Annotated in this window: 19 protein-coding genes; 8 read left to right on the plus strand and 11 right to left on the minus strand. The window is 53.8% G+C overall.

The window, feature by feature from the left end:
* The 7 genes from L1I42_RS06530 to L1I42_RS06560 all read right to left on the minus strand — a co-directional run bounded on the left by L1I42_RS06530 (position 1) and on the right by L1I42_RS06560 (position 7,023).
* Positions 1-1,053 carry a FecCD family ABC transporter permease gene (locus L1I42_RS06530; protein ID WP_236113676.1) on the minus strand — a complete coding sequence of 351 codons (1,053 nt, stop codon included), beginning with the start codon at positions 1,051-1,053 and terminating at the stop codon, positions 1-3.
* On the minus strand, positions 1,050-2,045 hold the full coding sequence (locus tag L1I42_RS06535) for a FecCD family ABC transporter permease (RefSeq protein ID WP_236113677.1): 996 nt from the start codon (positions 2,043-2,045) through the stop codon (positions 1,050-1,052). Before L1I42_RS06535 ends, L1I42_RS06530 begins: the two co-directional genes overlap by 4 nt.
* A 14-nt stretch (positions 2,046-2,059) precedes the next feature.
* On the minus strand, positions 2,060-2,923 hold the full coding sequence (locus L1I42_RS06540) for an ABC transporter ATP-binding protein (RefSeq protein WP_236113678.1): 864 nt from the start codon (positions 2,921-2,923) through the stop codon (positions 2,060-2,062).
* A 46-nt stretch (positions 2,924-2,969) separates the two neighbouring features.
* Positions 2,970-3,938: an ABC transporter substrate-binding protein gene (locus L1I42_RS06545; protein WP_236113679.1), complete on the minus strand. Its 969-nt coding sequence runs from the start codon at positions 3,936-3,938 to the stop codon at positions 2,970-2,972.
* Positions 3,939-4,901 (minus strand): ABC transporter substrate-binding protein, encoded by a 963-nt coding sequence (locus L1I42_RS06550; protein WP_236113680.1) that lies wholly within the window; start codon positions 4,899-4,901, stop codon positions 3,939-3,941. It lies immediately after the preceding gene.
* A gap of 53 nt (positions 4,902-4,954) precedes the next feature.
* Complete coding sequence (locus L1I42_RS06555) at positions 4,955-5,806, minus strand: (2Fe-2S)-binding protein (protein WP_236113681.1); 852 nt, start codon at positions 5,804-5,806, stop codon at positions 4,955-4,957.
* A 428-nt stretch (positions 5,807-6,234) separates the two neighbouring features.
* Positions 6,235-7,023: an SDR family NAD(P)-dependent oxidoreductase gene (locus L1I42_RS06560; protein ID WP_236113682.1), complete on the minus strand. Its 789-nt coding sequence runs from the start codon at positions 7,021-7,023 to the stop codon at positions 6,235-6,237.
* Between the two features lie 625 nt (positions 7,024-7,648).
* On the opposite strand from L1I42_RS06560, the gene L1I42_RS06565 reads away from it, so the two are divergent.
* The 3 genes from L1I42_RS06565 to L1I42_RS06575 all read left to right on the plus strand — a co-directional run bounded on the left by L1I42_RS06565 (position 7,649) and on the right by L1I42_RS06575 (position 12,394).
* Positions 7,649-8,875 (plus strand): porin family protein, encoded by a 1,227-nt coding sequence (locus tag L1I42_RS06565; RefSeq protein WP_236113683.1) that lies wholly within the window; start codon positions 7,649-7,651, stop codon positions 8,873-8,875.
* 434 nt (positions 8,876-9,309) lie between these two features.
* A complete protein-coding gene (locus L1I42_RS16360) occupies positions 9,310-11,634 on the plus strand; it encodes an OmpA family protein (RefSeq protein WP_236113684.1) in 2,325 nt (774 codons plus the stop codon).
* 157 nt (positions 11,635-11,791) lie between these two features.
* Entirely contained in the window at positions 11,792-12,394 is a 603-nt protein-coding gene (locus L1I42_RS06575) for a helix-hairpin-helix domain-containing protein (protein ID WP_236113685.1), read from the plus strand.
* A gap of 23 nt (positions 12,395-12,417) precedes the next feature.
* On the opposite strand, the gene L1I42_RS06580 is transcribed toward L1I42_RS06575, so the two are convergent.
* On the minus strand, positions 12,418-13,347 hold the full coding sequence (locus tag L1I42_RS06580) for an alpha/beta fold hydrolase (RefSeq protein ID WP_255768565.1): 930 nt from the start codon (positions 13,345-13,347) through the stop codon (positions 12,418-12,420).
* 52 nt (positions 13,348-13,399) lie between these two features.
* Positions 13,400-15,460, minus strand: a complete 2,061-nt coding sequence (locus tag L1I42_RS06585; RefSeq protein WP_236113687.1) for a lytic transglycosylase domain-containing protein — start codon at positions 15,458-15,460, stop codon at positions 13,400-13,402.
* Positions 15,461-15,742: 282 nt separating this feature from the next.
* Between L1I42_RS06585 and dapA the strand changes: the two genes are divergently transcribed.
* Both dapA and smpB read left to right on the plus strand, forming a co-directional pair.
* The gene (dapA, locus tag L1I42_RS06590) at positions 15,743-16,621 is read left to right on the plus strand and encodes a 4-hydroxy-tetrahydrodipicolinate synthase (protein WP_236113688.1); all 879 of its coding nucleotides are present in this window, start codon (positions 15,743-15,745) and stop codon (positions 16,619-16,621) included.
* Between the two features lie 9 nt (positions 16,622-16,630).
* Entirely contained in the window at positions 16,631-17,113 is a 483-nt protein-coding gene (gene smpB / locus L1I42_RS06595) for an SsrA-binding protein SmpB (protein ID WP_236113689.1), read from the plus strand.
* Between the two features lie 6 nt (positions 17,114-17,119).
* Here smpB and L1I42_RS06600 read toward each other — a convergent pair whose 3' ends face one another.
* Positions 17,120-17,758 (minus strand): uracil-DNA glycosylase, encoded by a 639-nt coding sequence (locus L1I42_RS06600; RefSeq protein ID WP_236113690.1) that lies wholly within the window; start codon positions 17,756-17,758, stop codon positions 17,120-17,122.
* A gap of 46 nt (positions 17,759-17,804) precedes the next feature.
* Entirely contained in the window at positions 17,805-18,332 is a 528-nt protein-coding gene (locus L1I42_RS06605) for a LabA-like NYN domain-containing protein (protein WP_236113691.1), read from the minus strand.
* 286 nt (positions 18,333-18,618) lie between these two features.
* Here L1I42_RS06605 and rpoZ point away from each other — a divergent pair, with 286 nt between their 5' ends.
* The 3 genes from rpoZ (at position 18,619) to pyrE (ending at position 21,969) form a co-directional block, all read left to right on the plus strand.
* A complete protein-coding gene (gene rpoZ, locus L1I42_RS06610) occupies positions 18,619-18,993 on the plus strand; it encodes a DNA-directed RNA polymerase subunit omega (protein WP_236113692.1) in 375 nt (124 codons plus the stop codon).
* A gap of 109 nt (positions 18,994-19,102) precedes the next feature.
* Entirely contained in the window at positions 19,103-21,385 is a 2,283-nt protein-coding gene (locus L1I42_RS06615) for a RelA/SpoT family protein (RefSeq protein WP_236113693.1), read from the plus strand.
* Complete coding sequence (gene pyrE, locus L1I42_RS06620; protein WP_236113694.1) at positions 21,385-21,969, plus strand: orotate phosphoribosyltransferase; 585 nt, start codon at positions 21,385-21,387, stop codon at positions 21,967-21,969. Before L1I42_RS06615 ends, pyrE begins: the two co-directional genes overlap by 1 nt.
* Positions 21,970-21,973 lie beyond the last annotated feature (4 nt).

The raw sequence follows: 21,973 nt of genomic DNA on the forward strand, positions 1-21,973 counted from the left end.
TCAAAGTTCCGACCGGGCCTGTTGCCGCACGATCAGCCACACAAACAGGGGCACACCGATCATGGCGGTGACCAGCCCGGCAGGGATCTGAACTGGCGCGAAGGCCGTGCGACCGAACAAATCGGCCACTGCCACCAGCAAGCCGCCAACCCCGGCGGTGATCAGCAGGTGCAAACCGACGCCCGAATGGGTGAGGCGCCGCGTCACATGCGGCGCAACCAGCCCCACAAAGCCCAACGGCCCCACCGCCGCAACGGCAAAGGCGGCCAGCGTCACCGACAGGGTGATCAGGCCCCAACGGGCCAGAGACACGCTCACGCCAAGTCCTGTCGCGGTTTCCGGCCCCATGCGCATGGCGGCCATCGGGCGGCTGGCCCACATCAAAATCGGCAACAGTACCAAGAGACAGGCTGTGGTGAGCCAGACATCATCCCAACCGGAGGCATGGACAGACCCGGCGAGCCAACCCAGAGCTGCAGTGGCGCGGTTGATATCACCATAGGTCAACAGCGCCGAGGTGCCCGCCGAGATGAATGCGGCAACCCCTACACCGGTCAGAATAAAGCGCATGGTAGAGCCGCCGCTGCGCCCGGTGGACATGGTTTGAATGATAAAGGCCACCACCAGCGCCCCGGCAAAGGCAAAGAGGGGCCGATAAAAATAACTCATTTCCGGCATCAAAATGGTGAGTGCCACCACGGCAAAGCCTGCACCCTGACTCACCCCGACCAATGACGGGTCAGCCAGCGGGTTGCGCGTGACATTTTGCAAAGTCGCCCCGGACAGACCCAGCAAAGCGCCGACCATAACGGAGACCAGCGCCCGGGGAAAGCGAAATTCCCAAACAATGGTGGTGCCGGTTTTATCGGCGGGTTGGTGCCATAAAATATGCAGTACCTGACTGGCGGACAGCGGATAGCTGCCCATCATCAATGACAGCCCAACCACAAATGCCAGCGCCACCAGTACGCCGACAAGCGCCCAAATGGCGCGCACGGGCAAGCGCAGGGCAAGGCGTTGGTTAGGTGTGCGAACAATCAGGTCGGGCTTCATAATTTTGCCCTCACCAGCCAAACAAAGAAGGGTGCGCCCAAAAGCGAGGTGACCAGCCCGGTGGAAATCTCGATCGGCGCCAGCGCTACCCGCGCCACAATATCCACAAACAACAAATAGGCGGCACCAACGAGCGCTGAATAAGGCACAACAAAACGATAGTCTGTGCCCACAAACAGGCGCACCGCATGGGGGATCACCAGCCCGATAAAGCCCAGCGGGCCGGACAGGGTGACCGCAGAGGCGGTGAGGCTGACCACGGCGACAAGGCTCAAAACTTTGACTTGCGCAACGTTTACGCCCAGACCGATCGCCACTTCATCGCCCATGGCGAGCGAGGTGATCTGGCGCGCCACGGCCAGAGCCGCGAGAAAGCCGAGGCCGAGCCAGGGCAGGCACCAGCCCATATAGTCCATGCGGTTGCCGCTGATGGTGCCGGTGAGCCAGACCCGCAATTGCTCAAAATTCTCCTGATCCAGCAATTGCACCGCCGCGATCACCGCGCTCAAAAAGGCGGAAATGGCCGCACCGGCCAATATCAGGGTGAGGGGGCGTGCGCCGCCCGGCGCGGCGGTGGCAATCCAGAACACAAGGGCCGCCGCGGCTAACGCGCCGCCCGCAGCGACAAGCGGCATGATCGGCACAATGGCGCTGCCCCAAAGGCCATAGCCGACCACAACGGCGAAGGACGCCCCGGCCAACAGGCCCAATAGCCCCGGATCGGCCAGGGGATTGCGGGTGATGCCCTGCATCAACGCGCCGGAAACCGCCAGCGCCGCCCCGACGACCATGGCGATTAAGGCCCGCGGCATGCGCAAGTCCCACACCACAATATGATCGAACACTGTCTCGTCGCGGGCGATCAGCGCCGTAAACACATCGACCACGGGAATGGCTTTGGCGCCGATGGATATATGCAACGCAAAGAACAGCGCGATGACCGCAGCCATCACGCTAAAACGTCCCATTTCGCCGACGCGTCTCAAGATCATAAAGGCTTATCCGGTTAGCCGTTCAGATTGGGCATGCAGATGGGGCGACCCGCTTCCGCATCAAAAATAACCCGCGCATCCAGACCGAACACGGCGCGCAGATTTTCGCGGGTGAAAATGCTGTTCACAGCCCCTTGAGCGACGATCTCCCCACCGCGCATCATCACCAGATTATCGGCATAAGCGGCAGCGATATTAAGTTCGTGCAGCACAATCACCAAGGTTTTGCCCGCTTCATTGGCGGTTTGGGTCAGCAAATTCATCACATCCACCTGCACCTTCAGGTCCAAAAAGGTGGTCGGCTCGTCCAACAGCACCAGATCGGTTTCCTGCGCCAATGCCATGGCGATCCAGCAGCGCTGGCGTTGGCCACCGGACAAGGCATCGATGGGCCGCTCGGCAAATTGGGCAATATTGGTGACCTCCATCGCCCAATCGACGGCCTCGCGGTCTTCCTTTGTCCATTGCTTCAAAAGACTTTGATGCGGAAACCGGCCCTGGGCCACCAGTTCGCGCACCTTCAGACCTTCCGGGGCAATCGGCCCTTGCGCCAGCAACGCCATTTGCTGCGCCACGTGCCGCGTCGGCATTTGGTGCACATTCTGACCGTTCAGCATGACGGTGCCGTGGCTGGGGGTGATGATCCGGGCCATGGTTTTGAGCAAGGTGGATTTGCCGCAGCCATTGGGGCCCACCAGAATGGTGATTTCGCCTTCCGGCACCTCCAGATCGATGTCTTTGAGAATGGGCGAGTCCCCATAACCCGCGGTGAGGCGTTGAACGCGAAGGGCGCAAGCCTTTTCCGCTGCTGGCTGCGGCACCAGCGGCAACACTTTCACCTTGTCATTTTCAACCCATTCGGTTGCTGTGTGGGCCATAGCTTATCTCCATTGGATATGGCGGGCCAAAAGCCCGCCATTCTGGTTAGTTCCGGTCATCTGCATGTGTTGCAGGATCGCCATCAAGCGCGGCCTCCAGCGTCGGCACAAGCCGGTCAATGGTGTAGGGCAGGCTAAGCAGCGATGCATGTGAGAAAGCCCCGGTCACCTCTTTGCCCAAAAAGACCTCGTGGCCATCCTTGACCGCCGCAAGGAAAGGACGTGCCGCCAAATCGAGGATCGGCTGAAAATTACCGTCTGATGACAGCCAGATCAGCACATCGGTGTCGAGCGGTGACAAGTCTTCCGGGGACAATTGAGTCCAGAATGCATCGCCCACCGCGTCGTCAATCTTTTGCGGCGTGACGAATCCCATATTGCTCATCAACAAGGGGCGAATGTCGTTCGAGGCGTATACACCGGGCGTGCCATCCCATGCGGTGGCCACGGCGACAGTTTTACCAACCCAATCAGGGTGGCTGTCTTTCACCTCAGCCAGTTGATCGCGAATATCCTGCACCTTTTGCTGGCCCAGCTCTTCCTTGCCCACTGCATGGGCGGTGATCAGCGCCCGTTCATCCCAGGGCAGGGCATAATCGCCCACGCCTTTGGGCACAGCCACAACTGGTGCAATCAGGCTCAAACGCTCATAGTCCTCCGCACTGATGCCGGACCAAAGGCCGATGATCACGTCAGGCTTGGCCGCGGCAATGGCTTCAAAGTCAAGGTCACCGCGCAAAACAGTCGGTTCTGTGGTCAAAAGCGGTGCCGCCCAGGGCCACACCACTTCTTCATAATCCCCATACCAGTAGCGGATGGTGACCGGCTGTATGCCCAGCGCCAACAAATCATCTGCGCCCGCATAGTCAATGGACGCGACGCGTTGCGGTTTTTTCTCAATGGTGGTCGTGCCGAATTTGTGCTCGATGGTCAGCGGAAAATCATGTGCTTTGGCCAGTGTTGTGGCGCTGAGAACCAAAATTGCGACGAGTAGGTGCCTTATAAGCTGTTTCATTTATTCACTCTTTTCAAAGGGGATATAAGACCGGCCCACCACATGGCTGCCGATAATTTCAGCCAGGGCAAACAAGGAATCATAGGTGGCGGAAGAGGCCACCTCACGTGGTAGGTAAATCACCTGATTGTTGCGGCACGCGTGCAGCAGCTCGCACCAGTTGGGCAGAACTTCATCAAGGGCTGCGCGGGCGCTTTCCGGCGTTTCGCCACGGCTCGGGCGATAAGTCACAAAAATAAAGTCGCCATCGAATTCGGGATAGGATTCGCCTGAGAAGCTGACGCGGCCATTGCCTTCAATCTGATTGACGACGCCAGGGAAGGCAAAGCCTGCATCGCGCAGCACTTTGCCCAGCGACCCATAGGTGTTCCAGATCAGCAATTCGCCATTATAGCCCTGAATAACGCTGACATTGATGTCGCCAGTGTTGGTGAGGCTGTTCAGTGTGTCCAATTGTGTCTGATAGCGGATTTTCAGCTTTTCCAACCGGTCTGTGGTGCCGGTGACCTCCGCAATTTTGGCGTAGACATCAAAATCATCCGTAGTGTCGATATTGAACACATAGGTGGGCGCAATGCTGCGCAGCTGGTCAATATCGGCGGTTTGCCAATTGGTGGTCAAAATTAAATCCGGCTTGGTGGCGGCGATCTTTTCAATATCTGCAGGCAGATTGCCGACAAACTCGATGTCGCTATTGCCAAAATCATAGCCGGTGACCAGTGCGCCGGAACGAATATAGGGATCGCTGTCTCCCCTAGTTCGCCCATGGCTGCCCACAGGCACAATGCCCAGTTCCAAAAGCGCCACGGTGATTGAGGTGTCATGCAACGCCACGATGCGCTTTGGATCGATGGGCACGGCGACTTCGGTGCCGGTCGCATCTGTGAAAGAACGTGTTTGGGTGGCCAAAGCCGGTGTGGCCAGAGCCCACGACACCAACATCATCGCAATTGTCTTTTTCATTTTCTTCCTTTCGTCCGCTTTAGCGGATCTTGTTGTGCGACCTTTGACTGGGGTTAGGCGGCTTCTTCGCCGAGATATTTGCTGCGCAGATGGTTTTGCAGCCGTTCGATCATGCTGTCTTCGTCACGCAGCACGCAGGTGGAGCAATATTCGCCGCCATCTGCCGTGTAATAGCGGCAACAGCCGCCGCGTTTGCGGAACCATTCTGAAATCTCTGGGCGTTCAGGCAGCTTCACTTCGATAAAGTTTGACTGTTTTGAATAGAGCTTGGTGCCCTTGCGCTGCAAAATCTGCTCGCCTATGGAAATAGCGTGCTTGAGGCAGCCGAAATTCTCGCCCTGAATCAGCAGGCTGGTGGCCAGACTGTCGCCCACCAACCGCCAAAGGGCGGGGCGCGCCAGACCGGATTGTTGATGGTGCATTTCAACCAGCGGGGCAAACAAGGCCTCTATCTGGGTGGCGAAATCAGCGATTGTATAAGGGTCCGCGGAGCGCTCGTGCCAAACCGCCCCATTGCCATCCAGAGCAATGTCGATCGCCTGAAATACGCCGCTTTCACCCTGTTTTTGCCACGGAACTTCACGCATAGACAATTCGAACGCCGCCAGATCCGTGCCAGCGAACCAGAATTCGTTTAGCGCATAGCCGGCTAACGGCCGCAGCATGGCCCAGGAGAGCCGCCCCAGGCAGAATGCCGCGCCCATTTTGGCGTCCGCATTTTCATATTTGGCCGTCGCCAGTTTGAAGTAATAAGGCAATTGCGCTGGCGTGATCGCGCCAATATTCTGCGCTTCACCGCCCACCACCTGCAGCGAAAAACGCGGTGCAAAGGCACTATGGTCGCGATTGATTTGCGGCAAAAGTGTTTCTAGCTTTCTTTCCATCGCAATATCTGTGCGCGGCATATGAACCTCACAATCGTGCCTCTGCATAATTGGAGTTTAATAATCATATATAGCGAAAGGGCGCAATATTAACTGGAGTTAAATGGTCTACTTTAAAAATTTGCCTTGGAATGACGATCAGAGAGCAAAGGCCTTTTAGATAGTGCTTTAAAAACAAAGTGTTAAAGGATTCATTTGAATCAGAATATGATAACCCAACCGACTTTTTCGGCGCTGTTTTGTGGGAATAGGTATAAATTCAGAAAAATTTTTCCTGTTTAGAACCGGTCTAAACTTCGGGGTCGTTTTTCCTCAAAAATTCCGTATTTTCAAATATTTACATAAGAATTTCGACTCAATTTATAAGGCCGTTTCGTCGGGCAAGCCGATGAGGGGTTGGGCGCTTCAACAATCTCATTGGCCGGCGCGCAACCGGTGTTTTGGCGTGTTTACCAAGCCGTATACCCACCATCGATCACGAAGTTGGATCCGGTGACATAGCTGGAGGCCGGCGAGGCGAGATAGAGGGCGAGGCCCGCAATCTCGCGCGGAATACCAGCGCGGCCCATCGGGGTGCAAGACACGAATTTTTCGATGGCCTCTGGCGCTTTCTTTGTCCAGGCCTGATTAGGTTCTGTCATAAACAGGCCGGGGCTGATGCAATTGGCATTGATATTATATTGCGCCCAATCGACGGCCAGCGCCTTGGTGAAATGAATGATCGCCGCCTTTCCAGCTTCATAATGGCGACCCGCCACGCCCTGATTGATGATCATCCCGGAAATGGAGCCCATATTGATGATGCGTCCACCTTTACCACGGGCAATCATCGCTTGCCCGATCAAACGAGTCATTAAAAAGCAATGATCGACATTAAGCGCAAAACCTTCGCGCCATTCATCATCATTGGTTTCTTCTATTGTTGTGTTGGGTTTACGGCCTCCAACATTGTTGACCAGAATGTCAACGCCGCCTGGCAGGGCAAGGGCCTCTTCTGCCGCGCGCTTACATTCTGCGGGCAGGGTGATGTCTGCCACAATCACATTCGCCTTGGCCCCTTTGGCTGCAATGTCAGCAGCAGTTTGCTGCAAGCTGGCCTCGCCCCGCCCGACCAACACGATCTCGGCCCCCGCATCAGCATAGGCAAGTGCGATCTCCCGTCCAAGGCCGCGGCTGCCGCCGGTGATGAGCGCCCGCTGGCCGGTGAGTTGGAAATCGTCGAAAATTGAGGGTGACATAAGGAACTCCGTGAAAGGTCGCCTGACGACAGGCGCAAGTCGTGTTGGGTTGGTTCTTTCACAGTGCCTGTCTTATCTCAATGAAACAAGTGTTTTAAAGACCAATTAAAAACCTTTGCCACATTTCCACATGGAAGTGGCGGGAACAGCGAACTAATGTTGGATGCCAGTGCGCCAAAAAGACGATAGCTTCCAGCCCAGAGCTAAAAGCGATAGGACAATGTCTCGAGCGCGCTGATGGCTGGCACAACGTCAGCGGGTCCCGAAGAAAAAAACGCTCTTAATCGAATTCATGGTGTATAAATAGTTAAAATAATCAACAGGATAGGATCGATGCACGCCGAGGTTTGGTCAAAATCACCATAATTTTGACGCGGGAGTGCACAAATTGTGTCCAAAATGCAACATGGTCAGCAGAACAGACATTTCACGCGCCAAAAACTGAAATCTTAACTTGTATGTTTTCCTTTCATGGGTAGTTTGTGTCTTGCGAATCCATGCATGGAATCGTTTGTCGGTCGCGAATGCGACGTCAAACACACCCTCATAAGTGTGGTCGCGTTTCGACAAACAGCCGGAACAACCGGCAAAAATGAAAAACAAACTGATTTTGGAGGTCAGTACTATGAAAATTAAGAGCCTATTTCTCGGTTCTGCAGCAGCTGTAGCGCTTTCTTCAGGCGCAATGGCCGCTGATCCAATCGGCGTTGCTTTGGACACATGTTCATTGCTCGGCATCACTGGTTTGACAGTTTCTTCAGACAGCAACTGCTTGAAGTTCTCTGGCGAAGTTTCTTATGAATTCGTTTATGACTTGAGCTATGATGCAGCTGGCCCAGACGATGATGACGATTCATCTTCAGAGTTCGGTTGGGAATTCACCATGGAAGCTACAGCAGACAGTGACTTCGGTCCTGCTAAAGCTGTTGTGACCTTGGAGCAAGAAGACGGTTTGACAACATCTGACGATGTTCGTATCACAGAAGCGTTTGTTTCTATTGGTGACCAAACTGTTATCACTGCTGGTAACACTGGCTCAATCGCCAATGAAGATGACGACGAGTCATTTGGCTACTTCGAAGTTGGGTTTGCCGACATCGATGGCCGCACCTTCCCAGGTGGTGAATACAACATCGGTGGTCACGTGATCCAAGTGTCGCACGACGTTGGTAACGGTGTTTCTGTTTCTGTCGGTCTTGAGCACCTTGAAGGCGCCAACAGCGGTGGTAACTTTGGTTCTTTGGTAGGTGTTGTTGCTGCCGATCAGGACTGGGGTACAGCTCACTTTACAGTTGTTGCTGATGACGTTTTGCGTGATGGTGATGGCGTGAGCCCTTGGATTGTTCACACAGGTGCAACATTCAACGCTACTGACGAACTGAAGTTGCGCGCAGCTGCTTGGTTCGAAGACAATGGCACAACAAACATGTGGGCCGTTTTGGGTGCTTCTGAGTACACCTTCGATATGTTCACTTTGGCTGTAGCAGCCGGTGCAGAGAGCGCAGCAACAGAGCGTTGGTGGGCAGAGCTTAGCGGTAGTGCAGATGTAACTGACGGTGTTTCATTGACTGCAGCTTACATGTACGACAGCGTCGACAACTCAGTTTCAGATACTTACACACAGTCATTCGCTGCTGAAATGTCAGCAGACGTCTCTGACAACTTGACAGCGACATTCGGTGTTGAGCATGTGATCACAACCGTAACTGGTACAAGCACTGACGACACAGACATTTCTGCTGAGTTGGCTTGGGCACCAGGTGGTGGCTATGACGCCTCTATCGGTCTGACAGCTGACACAGACGGTGACGACACTCGTGTGACTGCTGAATTCTCTAAAGCATTCGAATAAGTCTTACCGACTTTTCAATGTGGAAGGCCCGGCATCTGCCGGGCCTTTTTTTATGAAAAATTGGCGATATTAGGCTGATTAGTCGAAAAAATATCTGGTTCTTTCAATTAGAAGCATTACACTCCGGCGTCGAGAAGGGTGCGCCTTGCCTCGGGGTTTGTTTCAAATGAGGCCGAGGTCGTGCGATAACTAATGTTGCGGGGAAATTGCTTGTGAAGTGGGTGAAGTATTTTGTCATCAGTGCAGTCAGTGTAGTTACGACTGGCGGTGCGACGGCATCGTCGCATAATGGGATCGAACTGAGGCCTGTAGCCGTTGACACTGAGATGAACTTATCGGGCAACCCGTTCCACGATGGTGTGCGGTCCACGCGTGCAGAGTATGACCAAACACTCTTTAGTCAAAACAACGCGTTAGAATTATTTCCTCATAAAGTGATTCAACAAACGGGCCATGTGTTGCGGGTTGCTCAGGCGGAGACAGCGACGCAAGAGCCCTTCACGTTTACAGCTAGAAAACGAGAAGATGGTACCCGCGTGTTTGAAGGTTTTGTGCCTGACGAAGCCATGCTGACCAATCTGGCAGACCAGGGGACGCTTGAATTGGAGATTGCGCCTGGCGCACCCGCACAATTCGAAGAATTTGTTGCGCTTGGAAACTCTATTCTCACGGGGTTAGAGCAGGGCACCTTGGCGTTTACCGGCGCGCAATGGGTTTTGGCCGGCGAAGCCAGCAGCTTCGAAATCAAGCAGGACCTGCTTGAACAGATCGAGGCCGCCGGTTTTGATGAGGAACGTTGGTCAATTGACATCAGCTCCCCACCGAAAGTGGCGGCCCCCTATTTATTCTCTGCGGAAAAAATGCTGAACGGCGACTTGTCAGCCAATGGTTATGCGCCCGCAAAGAACCTGATCGACCAATGGGCAGATGAATATGGTTGGCGGGCCCAACTGCAATTGGGAGCTGGCGCCCCGGACCAGTTCGCGAACCATGCTGAGATCGGCCTTGAGGCGCTTACCAAACTCGATGCCGGGCGGCTAAGCTTGGTTGATGGCCAATGGTCACTTATCGGTCGTGCGCCGTCCGACGAGCTATTGGCGCAAATTCTCAATATTTTAGCGCCCGCGAGCGATGCCTATCTGGTGGATGTACAAATTGTGCCGCCTATCGAAGAACTGTCGCTGCAACTTCAAAAAGATGAGGCGGGACAATTTGAATGGTTCGGCTATCTGGCTGATGAAACCTATTGGGAACAGGCCAATGATTTGCCGGTTGCCAAGGACAATTTGCTGCCCGAACGCGACCAATTTCATAACATGATTCAATTGGGTGTGGACGCCCTCAAGCTGTTGAATTCCGGGGAGATTATTCACGCGGGGGGACAGTGGAGTATCTCGGGTGAAGCGCCCGACCGCGCCGTAATGTCTGCCGTCAAGCTGATGGTTGAAAACGGGCCACTTGGCTCGTGGTATACCACATTAAACACACCACCAGTGCAGGCAGAAGTTGTTTCATCTGCTGAAAATGCAACCATAACCGACGCAGAGGCGAGCAACCAAGAAGAGGCGGCCGCTGTTGACCAAGAGGTGGAGGCGGCAGATGAAACACCGCCTGCAGCGACTGCCACAGAAACGGTCGATGCCGCATCCGTAGACGGCGAAGCGCCCTTGGATGCTGGCCAAGACGCAGGTGAAGAGAACGCTTCAAATGAAGTGAATGAACAACCGATAGATGATCAAGGCCTTGCCGAAGAGGGGGCAGCCGAGACGGACACAATTGAAACAGCCACTGAAGCTGAAACTGCAGAGGATGATGACGCTGCCGCCGCCGCTTCGGATGCAACCATGGAAGAAAATGTGTCGTCTGAAAGCGACGAAACGAGCTCGACACAAGAGACTTATGCGTCGCCAAGTGATGGCGCTGTCGCGGAAGATCAATTGCAAAATGAAACGGCGGATTTGGCTGACCAGCCAGAGACGGATGAGAAGCCGGCGGCCACTGAATCGGATAGCGATGCCGCTGCGCCCCTAGAGCAGCGGGACGCGCCGCAACCAGAATTTGAAACTCAGATCATCAAAACTGCAGATGGTGTTTTTGTTTCGGGGCATGTGCCCGACGCGGCCGCGGGCTACGCGCTCGAATTGAGCCTGGGCGATGCGACACGCCTGGACGTTGAGCCGAGTGCAGGCGCACCCGAGCGCTTTTTGGCTGAGGCACTCACCATCACCGAAGCGTTGTCTGCCGCCGAAAGTGGCGAGGCAGAATTGGAAAATGGGAACTGGACCATTACCGCCAAAGCAAACAGCTTTGCGGCGGAAGACCAATTGACGACATCTCTCGGCAGTCTGTCCAACGCACGCGTGACCATCGACATGCCGCCAGCCCACAAATTGTGCAACGCCAATGTGGAACAATTAATTGCCGAGCAGGCAATTTTGTTCCAATCTGGCAGCGCCCGTATAACGCCAGGATCTCGAACAGTTCTGGAACAGATCGCAGAGGAATTGGCCAATTGCCCGCAGTCTATTGTTGAGGTTGAGGGGCACACTGATTCGGATGGTGATGACCTCGTCAACCTGTCCTTGTCTGTGCAACGGGCTGAAACGGTGGTGAGCGAACTGGTGGAAATGGGGGTTGAGGCTACACGCCTCTATGCGCTTGGCTTTGGTGAGACGTTGCCGATCGCTGACAACAACACCAGCGTCGGAAAAGCGCAGAACCGTCGCATTGTGTTTACAGTGCGGCCCTCGCTGGAGTAGATTGCTGAAAAAAGGGAGGGTCAGATGTTTTTCCAAACCATTGGATTTCTGATTTCACAATATTGGTTATATTTCGGCCTAGCATTGATTATCGGCATACTAACCGGCTGGTTCAGCGTTTCCGTTGAACAGAATAAAGAGTGATCAGGAGGACATGATGACACCACATTTGATCGAAATTGTCCTGTTGATGCTGGCCTTTTTTCTTTTAGGCTGCTTGATCGGTTATTATCTGCGACGGTGGACGACAGGGAACGAGACTGCATCTGAACCTGCGCCGAATGTGACCCCGCCAAACCGGGAAGCCGAAAAGAGCGCGACAAATGAAAATGCGCCATCCTCGGCACCTGTAACGTCATCCGCCAGCGAGTCCGTGGTGGAAAAAACAGCGCCTGCTGCCAAACCAAAGTCGCCTGCTAAAAAGCCCGCCCAAAAGGCACCTGCGAAGAAGGCGGAGGCCAAGACCTCCGCCAAGAAAACAGCGGCCAAAGCACCCGCACCCAAAAAGGCCGAGGATGCGCCCGAACTCTTGTCAGCGCCGCGTGATGGGAAGAAAGATGATCTGAAAAAGATCAAAGGCATCGGGCCGAAAATTGAGACTATTCTGAATGAAAAGGGCATCTATCATTTCGATCAGATTGCCTCTTGGAAGCGAAAAGATGTGAACACGATGGACGAAGCACTGTCGTTCAAAGGACGCATCGATCGCGAAGAATGGGTGAAACAGGCCAAAGCGTTGGCAAAAGCCGACACGGCATAAATTGCAGCAGGCGGCGCGGCAACCTAGCCGCGCTTCTTGTGCCACTTGCAGGTGTGTAACACAAAGTCAGCAATGACACCCAGTTCATCGGCACCCTCTAAAAGGGCAGGTGAACCTTCACCTTTTATTTCGTAGTTCAGCGCTTCGGGGCGTTTCTTGCACATCATCTGAAACACTTCCGCCCGCAGCAAATCTGTATGTTGAGTGCGGATCAATAGAATGGGCATTTTGCCAAGGGCATCAAAAAGGTGCCAATTGGCCTGCAAGACATCGTCATTGTCAAACGCATTGAGTTGATCTGCCAGCCGCATGTCAAACCGCGGTTCCAGCCGCGCTTTGGGGGTTGGCACATGGGTGCGTGCACCGATTTGGTCCAACGTGCCATCGCCGAGATTGGGATAATCCACACGCAAAATGCGCCGCAATGAGTCCCGAATGGCGTTCTGACCGCGCAATTTACTGAGATAGGCGAGATTGTTGCGTAAACGCACCAAACCGCGCGCATTGATAATGGGTCCGGCATCACAAAGGATGGCACCAGCGATCACGCTGGGGTGCTGCGCCGCCAAAGCCATAATCACTTGTCCACCATGGCCCTGGCCGAACCAAATGGCGTCATCAATGCCCAGAGCGCGGCAAAACTCGGCCATGTCGGAGGCGTCTTGCAGGGTAGAATAGGGGCGATGGCGACGTTCCTTGCGGGCGTGGCCCCGGCCAATCAGATCGACGCGGATAATGGGCCAGTTGCGCTTGGCAAAGCTGGAGAACTGATCCGCAAATGCGGCGAAATCCGACATGTTGCGTTGATAGCCTGCCAGACAAATGAGGGGCAATTTTTGAGGATCATCAAAATCCCCTTGGACGTGATAGGCAATTTGGCGCGCGCCCGCCCCACAAGTGAGCAAGTGAACGGGCGGCTCTGAATTAGCCTGCTGCGCGGGTAACTGGTCCATAGTTTGGATATATCAGCTTTTCCGTCTATCGGACAATAAGGAGCAGGTCCAATTAATCGATCTTCATCAGATAGTTGGCCAACCGCAACCGACTGTCCCCAAGGCGCACCCGATAGACCTGATAATTGGCCAAGACTTTCTGGACATAGCCCCTTGTTTCGGTGAAGGGGATGAGTTCGATCCAGTCCACCACATCAATTTTGCCAGACCGAGGGTCGCCGAACCGCTTCAGCCACTTGTTTACATTGCCCGCGCCCGCATTATAAGCCGCCGCTGCCAGCACAAGAGATCCGTCATATCGTTCCAACTGAGCCTTCAAATAGGTAGAGCCGAGCAAGGCGTTATAGGACGGATCACTGGTCAGCCGTGACTTGGAATAGTTCAAGCCCAGTTTGCCTGCTGTCTCTTTTGCAGTGCCCGGCATCAATTGCATCAAGCCCAATGCGCCGGAATGTGATTGCGCAGTGCGGTCAAATCGACTTTCCTGTCGCGCAACCGCATAAACCGCTGCAGCATCCACTGCGGCCAGTTGATTGCGCGGTAGTCCGTCTTTCGGGAACTCGAACAAGTCAAGGTCAACGCCGCGGTTGCTGGAAATGCTCGCCATCAGGATCGCCAGATCATGCGCTTCAATATCCTGCGCCAGACGGGCGGTGAGCAACATTTCACCGGGCGCTTTCACCTGATAAATCAATCGGCGGACAAGAGGGCGGGCAAAGCCATACGTCTTGTTGCCTTCAAATAGTCGAATAGCCTGCACCAACTCTCTTTGGTTAAACCCAGGCTCGGCGTCGCGCCAGGCGGGCAAGGGCGAGAGTTGGATCTCTTGGATATTCAGTTTGTGCGCAGCAAGTTGACCGTAATAATAATCGTCATGCTTGGCAGCGCGCTGATATTTGGCGCGGGCCAGCTCGATCTGGCCCCTCGCCTCATGCGCGCGTCCCCACCAATAATGGGATTCGCTGATGGATGTGGGCAGAGTGGACAACGATGCCATTTTTTCAAAGTGCTTGGCAGCTGTAGCGGCATCCCCCAAGAACCGCAATGCGATCCAACCGGCATGGAATTGGGCATCTACGACACGGCCTTCTGGGCCATGTGTATAGCCAGCAGCGGCCAGATAGGCGTTCTTCTTGTCGCCTGCTTCCAGCAGTTCGCGCGCCAGATAGCGGCGCTTATACCACCACAAATGGCTTTCAGGCAGGTCGCCCGCGGCGCGGTTTAGGTGTGCTACGGCGCCCGCATTGGATCCGCGCAATTGCGCCCATTCGGCATTCGCCCAGTGAAACAGATTGTGGCTGCGATATTGGGGATCAACCCGGTCAAGCAGGGATTGCGCACTATTGTCCTTGCGCGCCACGGCGATAAACGCTCGCAACAGGCTTTGTTGCGCCGGCGTAAACTCATTGAATATCCGTTCCACAGCGCGGGCGCGATCATGCATCAGCAGCCGGTTGGCGCGCGCCCAATGGTCCGCATTGGTCAGTTGCCCCTTATAGCGGCGATAGAGATCTTGTTCGGTCGCGCGATCCAGAAAATTGTTCACCCAAACATGCTGAATAATGCGCCCCGCGCGCGCCACTTGCCCATCCTGCACATAGGCGTCTGCGAGCGCGATTTGCGCATCCACCAGTTGCGGCATCTCCCCGCCCAAAAGCTGGATGATTTCCTGATAAGACAGATCACGCTTAAGCAGCGATTGCTCCAAACGGATTTTATAGGTCGTTGCCGTGGCAAAATGCGGCGCATCGGCTTGGAAACGCAAAATTGTATTGTGGTCGATGTCATCCTTGCCAAAATAAATCGCTGCCCATTGGATTGCCCGGCGCTCCACATTGTTTGAAAAACCACGGGCTGCATTGTAAGCCGCCGCGTAGTTTCCGTCACGAAGCGCATCCAGTGCATTTTGAAATTGCTGACTGCCCTTTGCCCCTTGCATGATCACCGCGCCAGCACCGCCGGTCGAACTGGTGGTGACAGGATCAATATGAACTTGTGCCTGCGCCAATTGCGGCGCACCGACCAAGAGTGTCGTGCCCATCAACAGCGCGCGCAGGGCCATGCGGCTAGGGGCGATAAATTGGCGAAACGAAGCTGTGCTTGGGAGAAGCATTTTAAAACCTGTCAAATAACGCGATACAATTTTTGACGGCATTTTCGGGCTGCCGGACCTATGAACAAAGTCTAGCCCATTTAGGTGAATGATTGGTTTAGATACATTTTTAATCAAAATGATTTACCCATTCAGTGAAACAGGGCTTGTTGCCATCTTTTCAGCTCATTATGGTGCGCAACTCAGGTCTTTCTGCGCTCAAAGCGCGGAAAAAGTTTGACCTTTTTGCGCCAACATGGTGTCAACATGCCAACGAATAAAACGAAAAAAGGATGTGAAGGGATGTTTCGCGCCTCAATTACCGCATTGATCACGCCATTCAATAACGGCGAAGTCGATGAAGCCGCATTTAGACGCTTCATCGATTGGCAGATCAATGAAGGCACGTCTGGATTGGTTCCGGTTGGAACCACGGGTGAGTCACCGACCGTGAGCCATGAAGAGCATAAACGGATCATCAAGATATGTGTCGAGGCGGCCAACAAACGTGTGCCGGTGATCGCCGGGGCAGGGTCCAATTCCACGCGCGAAGCTATTGGTTTTGCTGAATTTGCTGAAGAGGCAGGGGCCGACGCGATCCTTTCGGTGTCGCCATACTACAACAAGCCCAATCAGGATGGCTTGTTTGCCCATTTCTGTGCCATTGCAAAATCCACCAAGCTGCCGATGATTCTTTACAATATCCCTGGCCGCTCGATTGTGGATATTGAAGTGGACACCATGAAGCGCTTGCGCGACGAATGCCCGAACATTGTGGGCGTGAAAGATGCCACAGCCGACATGGCGCGGGTGTCTAACCAGCGGCATGTTCTGGGCCCTGACTTTGTACAGCTGTCTGGCGAAGATATTTCAGCGCTCGGGTTCAACGCCCATGGCGGGGTCGGGTGCATCTCTGTCACGTCAAATATTGCGCCGCGCCTTTGCGCAGAAATGCAGCAAGCCACGTTGGATGGCAATTATGAGGCGGCACTCGCGATTCAGGATCGCCTAGCGCCTTTGCACAAAGCCTTGTTTATGGACCCAAGCCCGGTGCCGGTTAAATATGCGGCAGAACGGTTGGGGTTGTGCAATGCCGATACACGGCTGCCGCTCTCGCCGATAACGGCAAAAACCAAGCTGGCCGTGGATGAAGCCTTGATTCATGCCGGCCTGATCAACTAAATCATTCCTATGGCTCCCAAGAAGAAAAATTCATTGAAAAGCACTGGGCTCGTGGCGGAAAATCGCCGCGCCCGCTTTGATTATGAAATTCTCGATACAATGGAGGCCGGGTTGGTGCTGGAAGGCACTGAGGTGAAAAGCCTGCGCAATGGCAAAGCACAGATCACGGAAAGCTATGCCACGCCGGAAGGCGGTGAGATTTGGCTGATCAACTCGCACATTCCTGAATATCTGCAGGCGAACCGATTTAATCACAATGAACGCCGTCGCCGGAAATTGCTGTTGAAAAAGCGGGAAATGAGCCGCTTGATGGCCGCGGTGGAAAAGCAGGGGCAAACCATTGTGCCGCTCAAGCTTTACTTTAACGATCGCGGAATCGCCAAGCTGCTCATTGGTATTGCCAAGGGTAAAAAGCAACACGATAAGCGTGAGACCGAGCAAAAGCGCGACTGGTCACGTCAGAAGAATCGATTGTTGAAAGAGATGGGCTAAGCGATTCTAATCGCTTAATAATTGCCTGGCGCGCCTAAAAATCTCATCAAACATTTCCGGCGTGAGCACATTGGTGTTCACATTGTAACGTGAGCAATGATAACTGGCGAGCAGACGTTGCCCCGTGGGCAGTTCATGCTTAATGCCGTGACCAAACGGATAATCCCTTTTGCGCACATCAAAGCAGCTTAAAAATGCATTGTGGGCAATGCCACCAAGGGTGACAAACACCTCAACCTCTGAAAAATGCTTAAGCGTTGCCTGCAAATAGCGGCGGCAATTGTTCACCTCTTGCGCGGTGGGTTTGTTTTGCGGCGGTACGCAGCGTACCACATTCACGATGGCACAGTCGATCAGGCTGAGTCCATCCTGGGCGTCATGCCCATAGGTGCCCGCTGCAAAGCCTTGCCGGATCAGAGTTTGAAACAAAAGATCGCCCGCAAAGTCGCCGGTGAAAGGACGCCCGGTCCGATTGGCGCCCTTCATGCCAGGGGCCATGCCCACCACCATGACGCGCGGACGCGCCGCCGCCCAATTGGGCACGGGGGCATTGAAAAAGTCTGGATATTTTTTCTGTGCCTGTTTGCGGAAAGATTTCAGCCGCGGACATTTGCTGCAATTGGGAGCGGGATCTGTCGCGACCAAAATCTAACCTCAACGCTGCATTGAATGGCCGTTAGGGGCGAGACACTTAAGTGTCGCGACCCACTGACTTGGCCAAATCTGCGATGTCCATAAAATAGTCCGCCTGCCGCCGAAGATCGTCCGAAATCATCGGGGTGGAGGTGGCCTTTGTTGACACCACAGTCACCTTTTTGCCCTTGCGCTGCAAAGCCGCAACAAGCGCTGTAAAATCACCATCACCGGAAAATAGGACCAAATGGTCGTAATTGTCCGCCATGTCGAGCGCATCAATGGTAATTTCAATGTCCATATTACCTTTGATTTTGCGCCGACCTTGATGGTCGGTGTATTCTTTCGCCGGTTTTGTCACAACGGTGTAACCATTATAATCTAACCAGTCGATGAGGGGGCGGATCGAGGAATATTCCTGATCTTCCACCAGTGCCGTATAATAATAGGCGCGTAATAAATAGGCCTGAGATTGGAATTCTGAGAGCATACGCCGATAGTCCAATTCGGCGCCCAATGCCTTAGCTGTGGCATAAAGGTTCGCTCCATCCATAATCAGGATAACCTTTTCGCGAGGATCAAACATTAAACAATAGCCTTACTTTGCTTATCATTCGAATATAGCCCCATTCGTTTGATAAAACATTACCAGTCCACACGCACATTACCGTGCCACTGAATCACAGTGCCCACGGCAAAAAGGCCACCCTTGTCCAAGAGGTGACCTCCGTACTTAACGTACTCATAAATCATATTTGGTGAATATGTCGATTCAATTATATGAAACATTGTTAATTCATTTATTGGGTTGTAAATCTTAGCTGCTTGGTGTAGATCAGCCCATTGATTACCCAAAATTGCGGAGATTTGCTTTGGCGCGCGTTACCGTTGAAGATTGCATTGAGAAAATCCCTAACCGTTTTGAGCTTGTATTGTTGTCCGCACACCGGGCACGGCTTATTTCATCCGGGGCACCAATCACTGTTGATCGCGACAATGACAAAAACCCTGTTGTGGCCCTTCGCGAGATTGGCGACGGCACGATTTCACCAGGCGATTTGAAGGAAGACCTGATCCACTCCTTGCAAAAATATGTCGAGGTGGATGAGCCTGAGGCCGAAACTGCGCCGATGATCGAAAGTCAGGGCAGTGATGATGATGGCGGCATGGTGTTTGACACCATGAGCGAGGAAGACCTTCTGCGCGGCATTGAAGGCCTTTCACCCCCAGATCGTCGGGACGATTAATCTTGCATCTTTCCTTGAGCTGCACGATAATGGAAGGGCGCCTTGAAAGGCGCCTTTTTTGTGATTCTCGTCGCGTTTTTGACCAAGCTACGGAGCTGTTTTTCCGCCCATGATGCGCCAATATGAACTTGTTGAGCTGGTGCAGGCTTACAACCCGAAGGCGGATGAAGCCTTGCTCAACAAAGCCTATGTGTACGCCATGCAAAAACATGGTCGACAAACCCGCGCGTCCGGCGATCCCTATTTTGCCCACCCATTGGAAGTGGCGGCTATTCTCACCGAGCTGCATTTGGACGATGCGACCATTGCGGTCGCGCTTTTGCACGACACGATTGAGGATACGGATGCCACCCGCGCCGAGATCGACCAATTGTTTGGCCAGGACATTGGCGCCATCGTAGATGGTTTGACCAAGATTGACCGGCTCAATCTTGGCTCGCGCGAAGAGGCGCAAGCAGAAAATCTGCGCAAATTGCTTCTAGCAATCGCCGAAGATGTGCGCGTGTTGTTGGTGAAGCTGGCCGACCGTTTGCACAATATGCGGACGCTTGAATTTGTGCCGGAACACAAAAAGAAGCGCATTGCCCAGGAAACAATGGAGATCTACGCGCCTTTGGCTGGACGCATGGGGATGCAGGATATGCGCTCCGAGCTGGAGGATTTGTCCTTTCGCACCCTGCATCCTGAACAATATGAGGTGATCCGCAACCACCTGGATGCCTACGCCAAAGACAACAGGGCCGTTGTTGACGAGATTCGGATGGAGCTGGCCCAGCGCTTTATGAATGCGGGAATCATCGCCGACGTGACCTCGCGACTCAAAGCACCATTTTCCGTGTTTAAGAAGATGGAGCGTAAATCCATTAGCCTTGAACAGTTATCGGACATTATCGGCTTCCGCGTCATCGTGGACAATGTCGACCTCTGTTACAAAACCCTCGGCGTGGTGCATCAAACATGGTCTGTCGTGCCCGGCCGATTCAAAGATTATATTTCCACGCCAAAGCAAAATGACTATCGCTCCATCCACACCACCATTGTGGGGCCAGAGCGCGAACGGGTGGAATTGCAAATTCGTACCCATGAAATGAACTCGGTCGCTGAACTGGGTATCGCCGCCCATGCGCTCTATAAAGACGAGATTTCGGGCGACATGAAGCGGTTGGAGAAGGAAAGCCGCGCCTATGCATGGTTGCGCAACACAATCGGGCATCTCACAGAAGGCGAGAATCCGCAGGAGTTCTTGGAACATACGAAACTCGAATTGTTCCAAGATCAGGTTTTCTGCTTCACCCCCCGTGGCCGCTTGATTGCCTTGCCCCGTGGGGCGACACCGATTGATTTTGCTTTTGCGGTACATACCGATATTGGCAACAGCTGTGTCGGTTGCCGGATTAATGGCACCGCGATGCCTCTCACGACAAAACTGCGCAATGGTGACGAAGTGCAGATTGATCGCGACGAAAAACATCGTCCGCCACCAAATTGGGAAAACATTGCCATCACCGGCAAGGCGCGCGCTGCAATCCGCCGATCGCTGCGCTTGGCCGCACAGGAGCGGGCAGGGCGCCTCGGCAAACAGATTTATGATGCACTGCTGGAGCGTGAAACGTTTACCGTCAATCGTAAAGAGCAGGACGACCTGCTCAAGCGGCTGAAGTTCAAAAACATGCGATCGCTTTTTGTCGCGCTCGGCGAAGCACAGCTTTCCGGTGAGGATCTGGTGCATCAATTGGACGAGCTCAAAGGCTATGAGCGCACCCGCAAGCGCAAACCACTCGGCTTGCCGGTGGGCACCAGCAAGGATGGATGGTTTTCCTTGGCGCAGGGCGAGAATTTCAAGTTCCGCATTCCCGGTGGTCAAACTGTTGACGCAGACTTTTTGGGCGGTGCCCATCTGGAATTTGGCACGCCGGTTAAGATTTCCAGCGAAGGCGTTTTGCCGGGTGATCGCATGGTGGGGATTTTGCCGGAAGGCGACGGGGTGCTCACCATCTATCCTATCGGCTCAGATGCGCTGCTGGAATATCAGGACAAAGATGCACTGTGGATCGATGTGCTGTGGGATCTGGATGAAGACAAACACCAGAACTTCCCGGTGATGATGGTGGTTCAATCGGTCAATAAACCGGGGATACTGGGCCAGATTTCGTCTTCCATCGCGTCGTGCGATGCCAACATTGTCAATCTGATGTTTCGTACCGTGCGCTCTGATTTTTCCGATATGTTGTTCTGCATTGAAGTACAGGACATCTCCCAGTTTAACGACGTGACGTCGACCATCAAACGTATTGTCGGCATTTCCAATGTGCGTCGGGCGACTTGTGAAGAAGCCGAATTGATCGAAAATTTGACCCAGCAATATAAACAGCTTGAGACAAAGGTAACCTGATGAACCAGCAAGACGTGCTCGATATTTTCCGTTCCTGCGATGCCCTGTTGGAGGGACATTTCATTTTGTCCTCAGGGTTGCGCTCGCCAGTTTTCTTGCAGAAGGCCAAAGTGTTCATGCATGCGGATAAGTCCGAGATTCTATGCAAAGCATTGGCAGAGAAAATTCGGGCCGAAGGTTTTGGTGACGTCTCCCAGATCGTTTCACCGGCTGTTGGCGGCATCATTCCCGGCTATGAGACATCGCGGCATCTGGGCGTGCCAGCCATCTTCACCGAACGGGTCAATGGGGAATTTGAACTGCGCAGAGGCTTTCATGTCGAAAAAGGCGAGAAGGTGATCGTGGTAGAAGACATTGTCTCCACTGGTCTGTCCATCCGTGAATGTGTCAAATGCTTGCAGGATTTGGGGGCGGATGTTGTGGCCGCCGCCTGCCTTGTGGACCGCTCTGACGGGGAAGCAGATGTGGGCGTCCCTTTGGTCGCGCTCACCGGCTATAAAGTGCCGGCCTATCCGGCTGACCAATTGCCGCCAGAATTGCAGAATATACCTGCAGTGAAGCCGGGCAGCCGCGGCTTGCAATAGAGGA

Origin of the sequence: Maritalea mediterranea (genome assembly GCF_021568695.1) — a bacterium.
Lineage (GTDB): Bacteria > Pseudomonadota > Alphaproteobacteria > Rhizobiales > Devosiaceae > Maritalea > Maritalea mediterranea.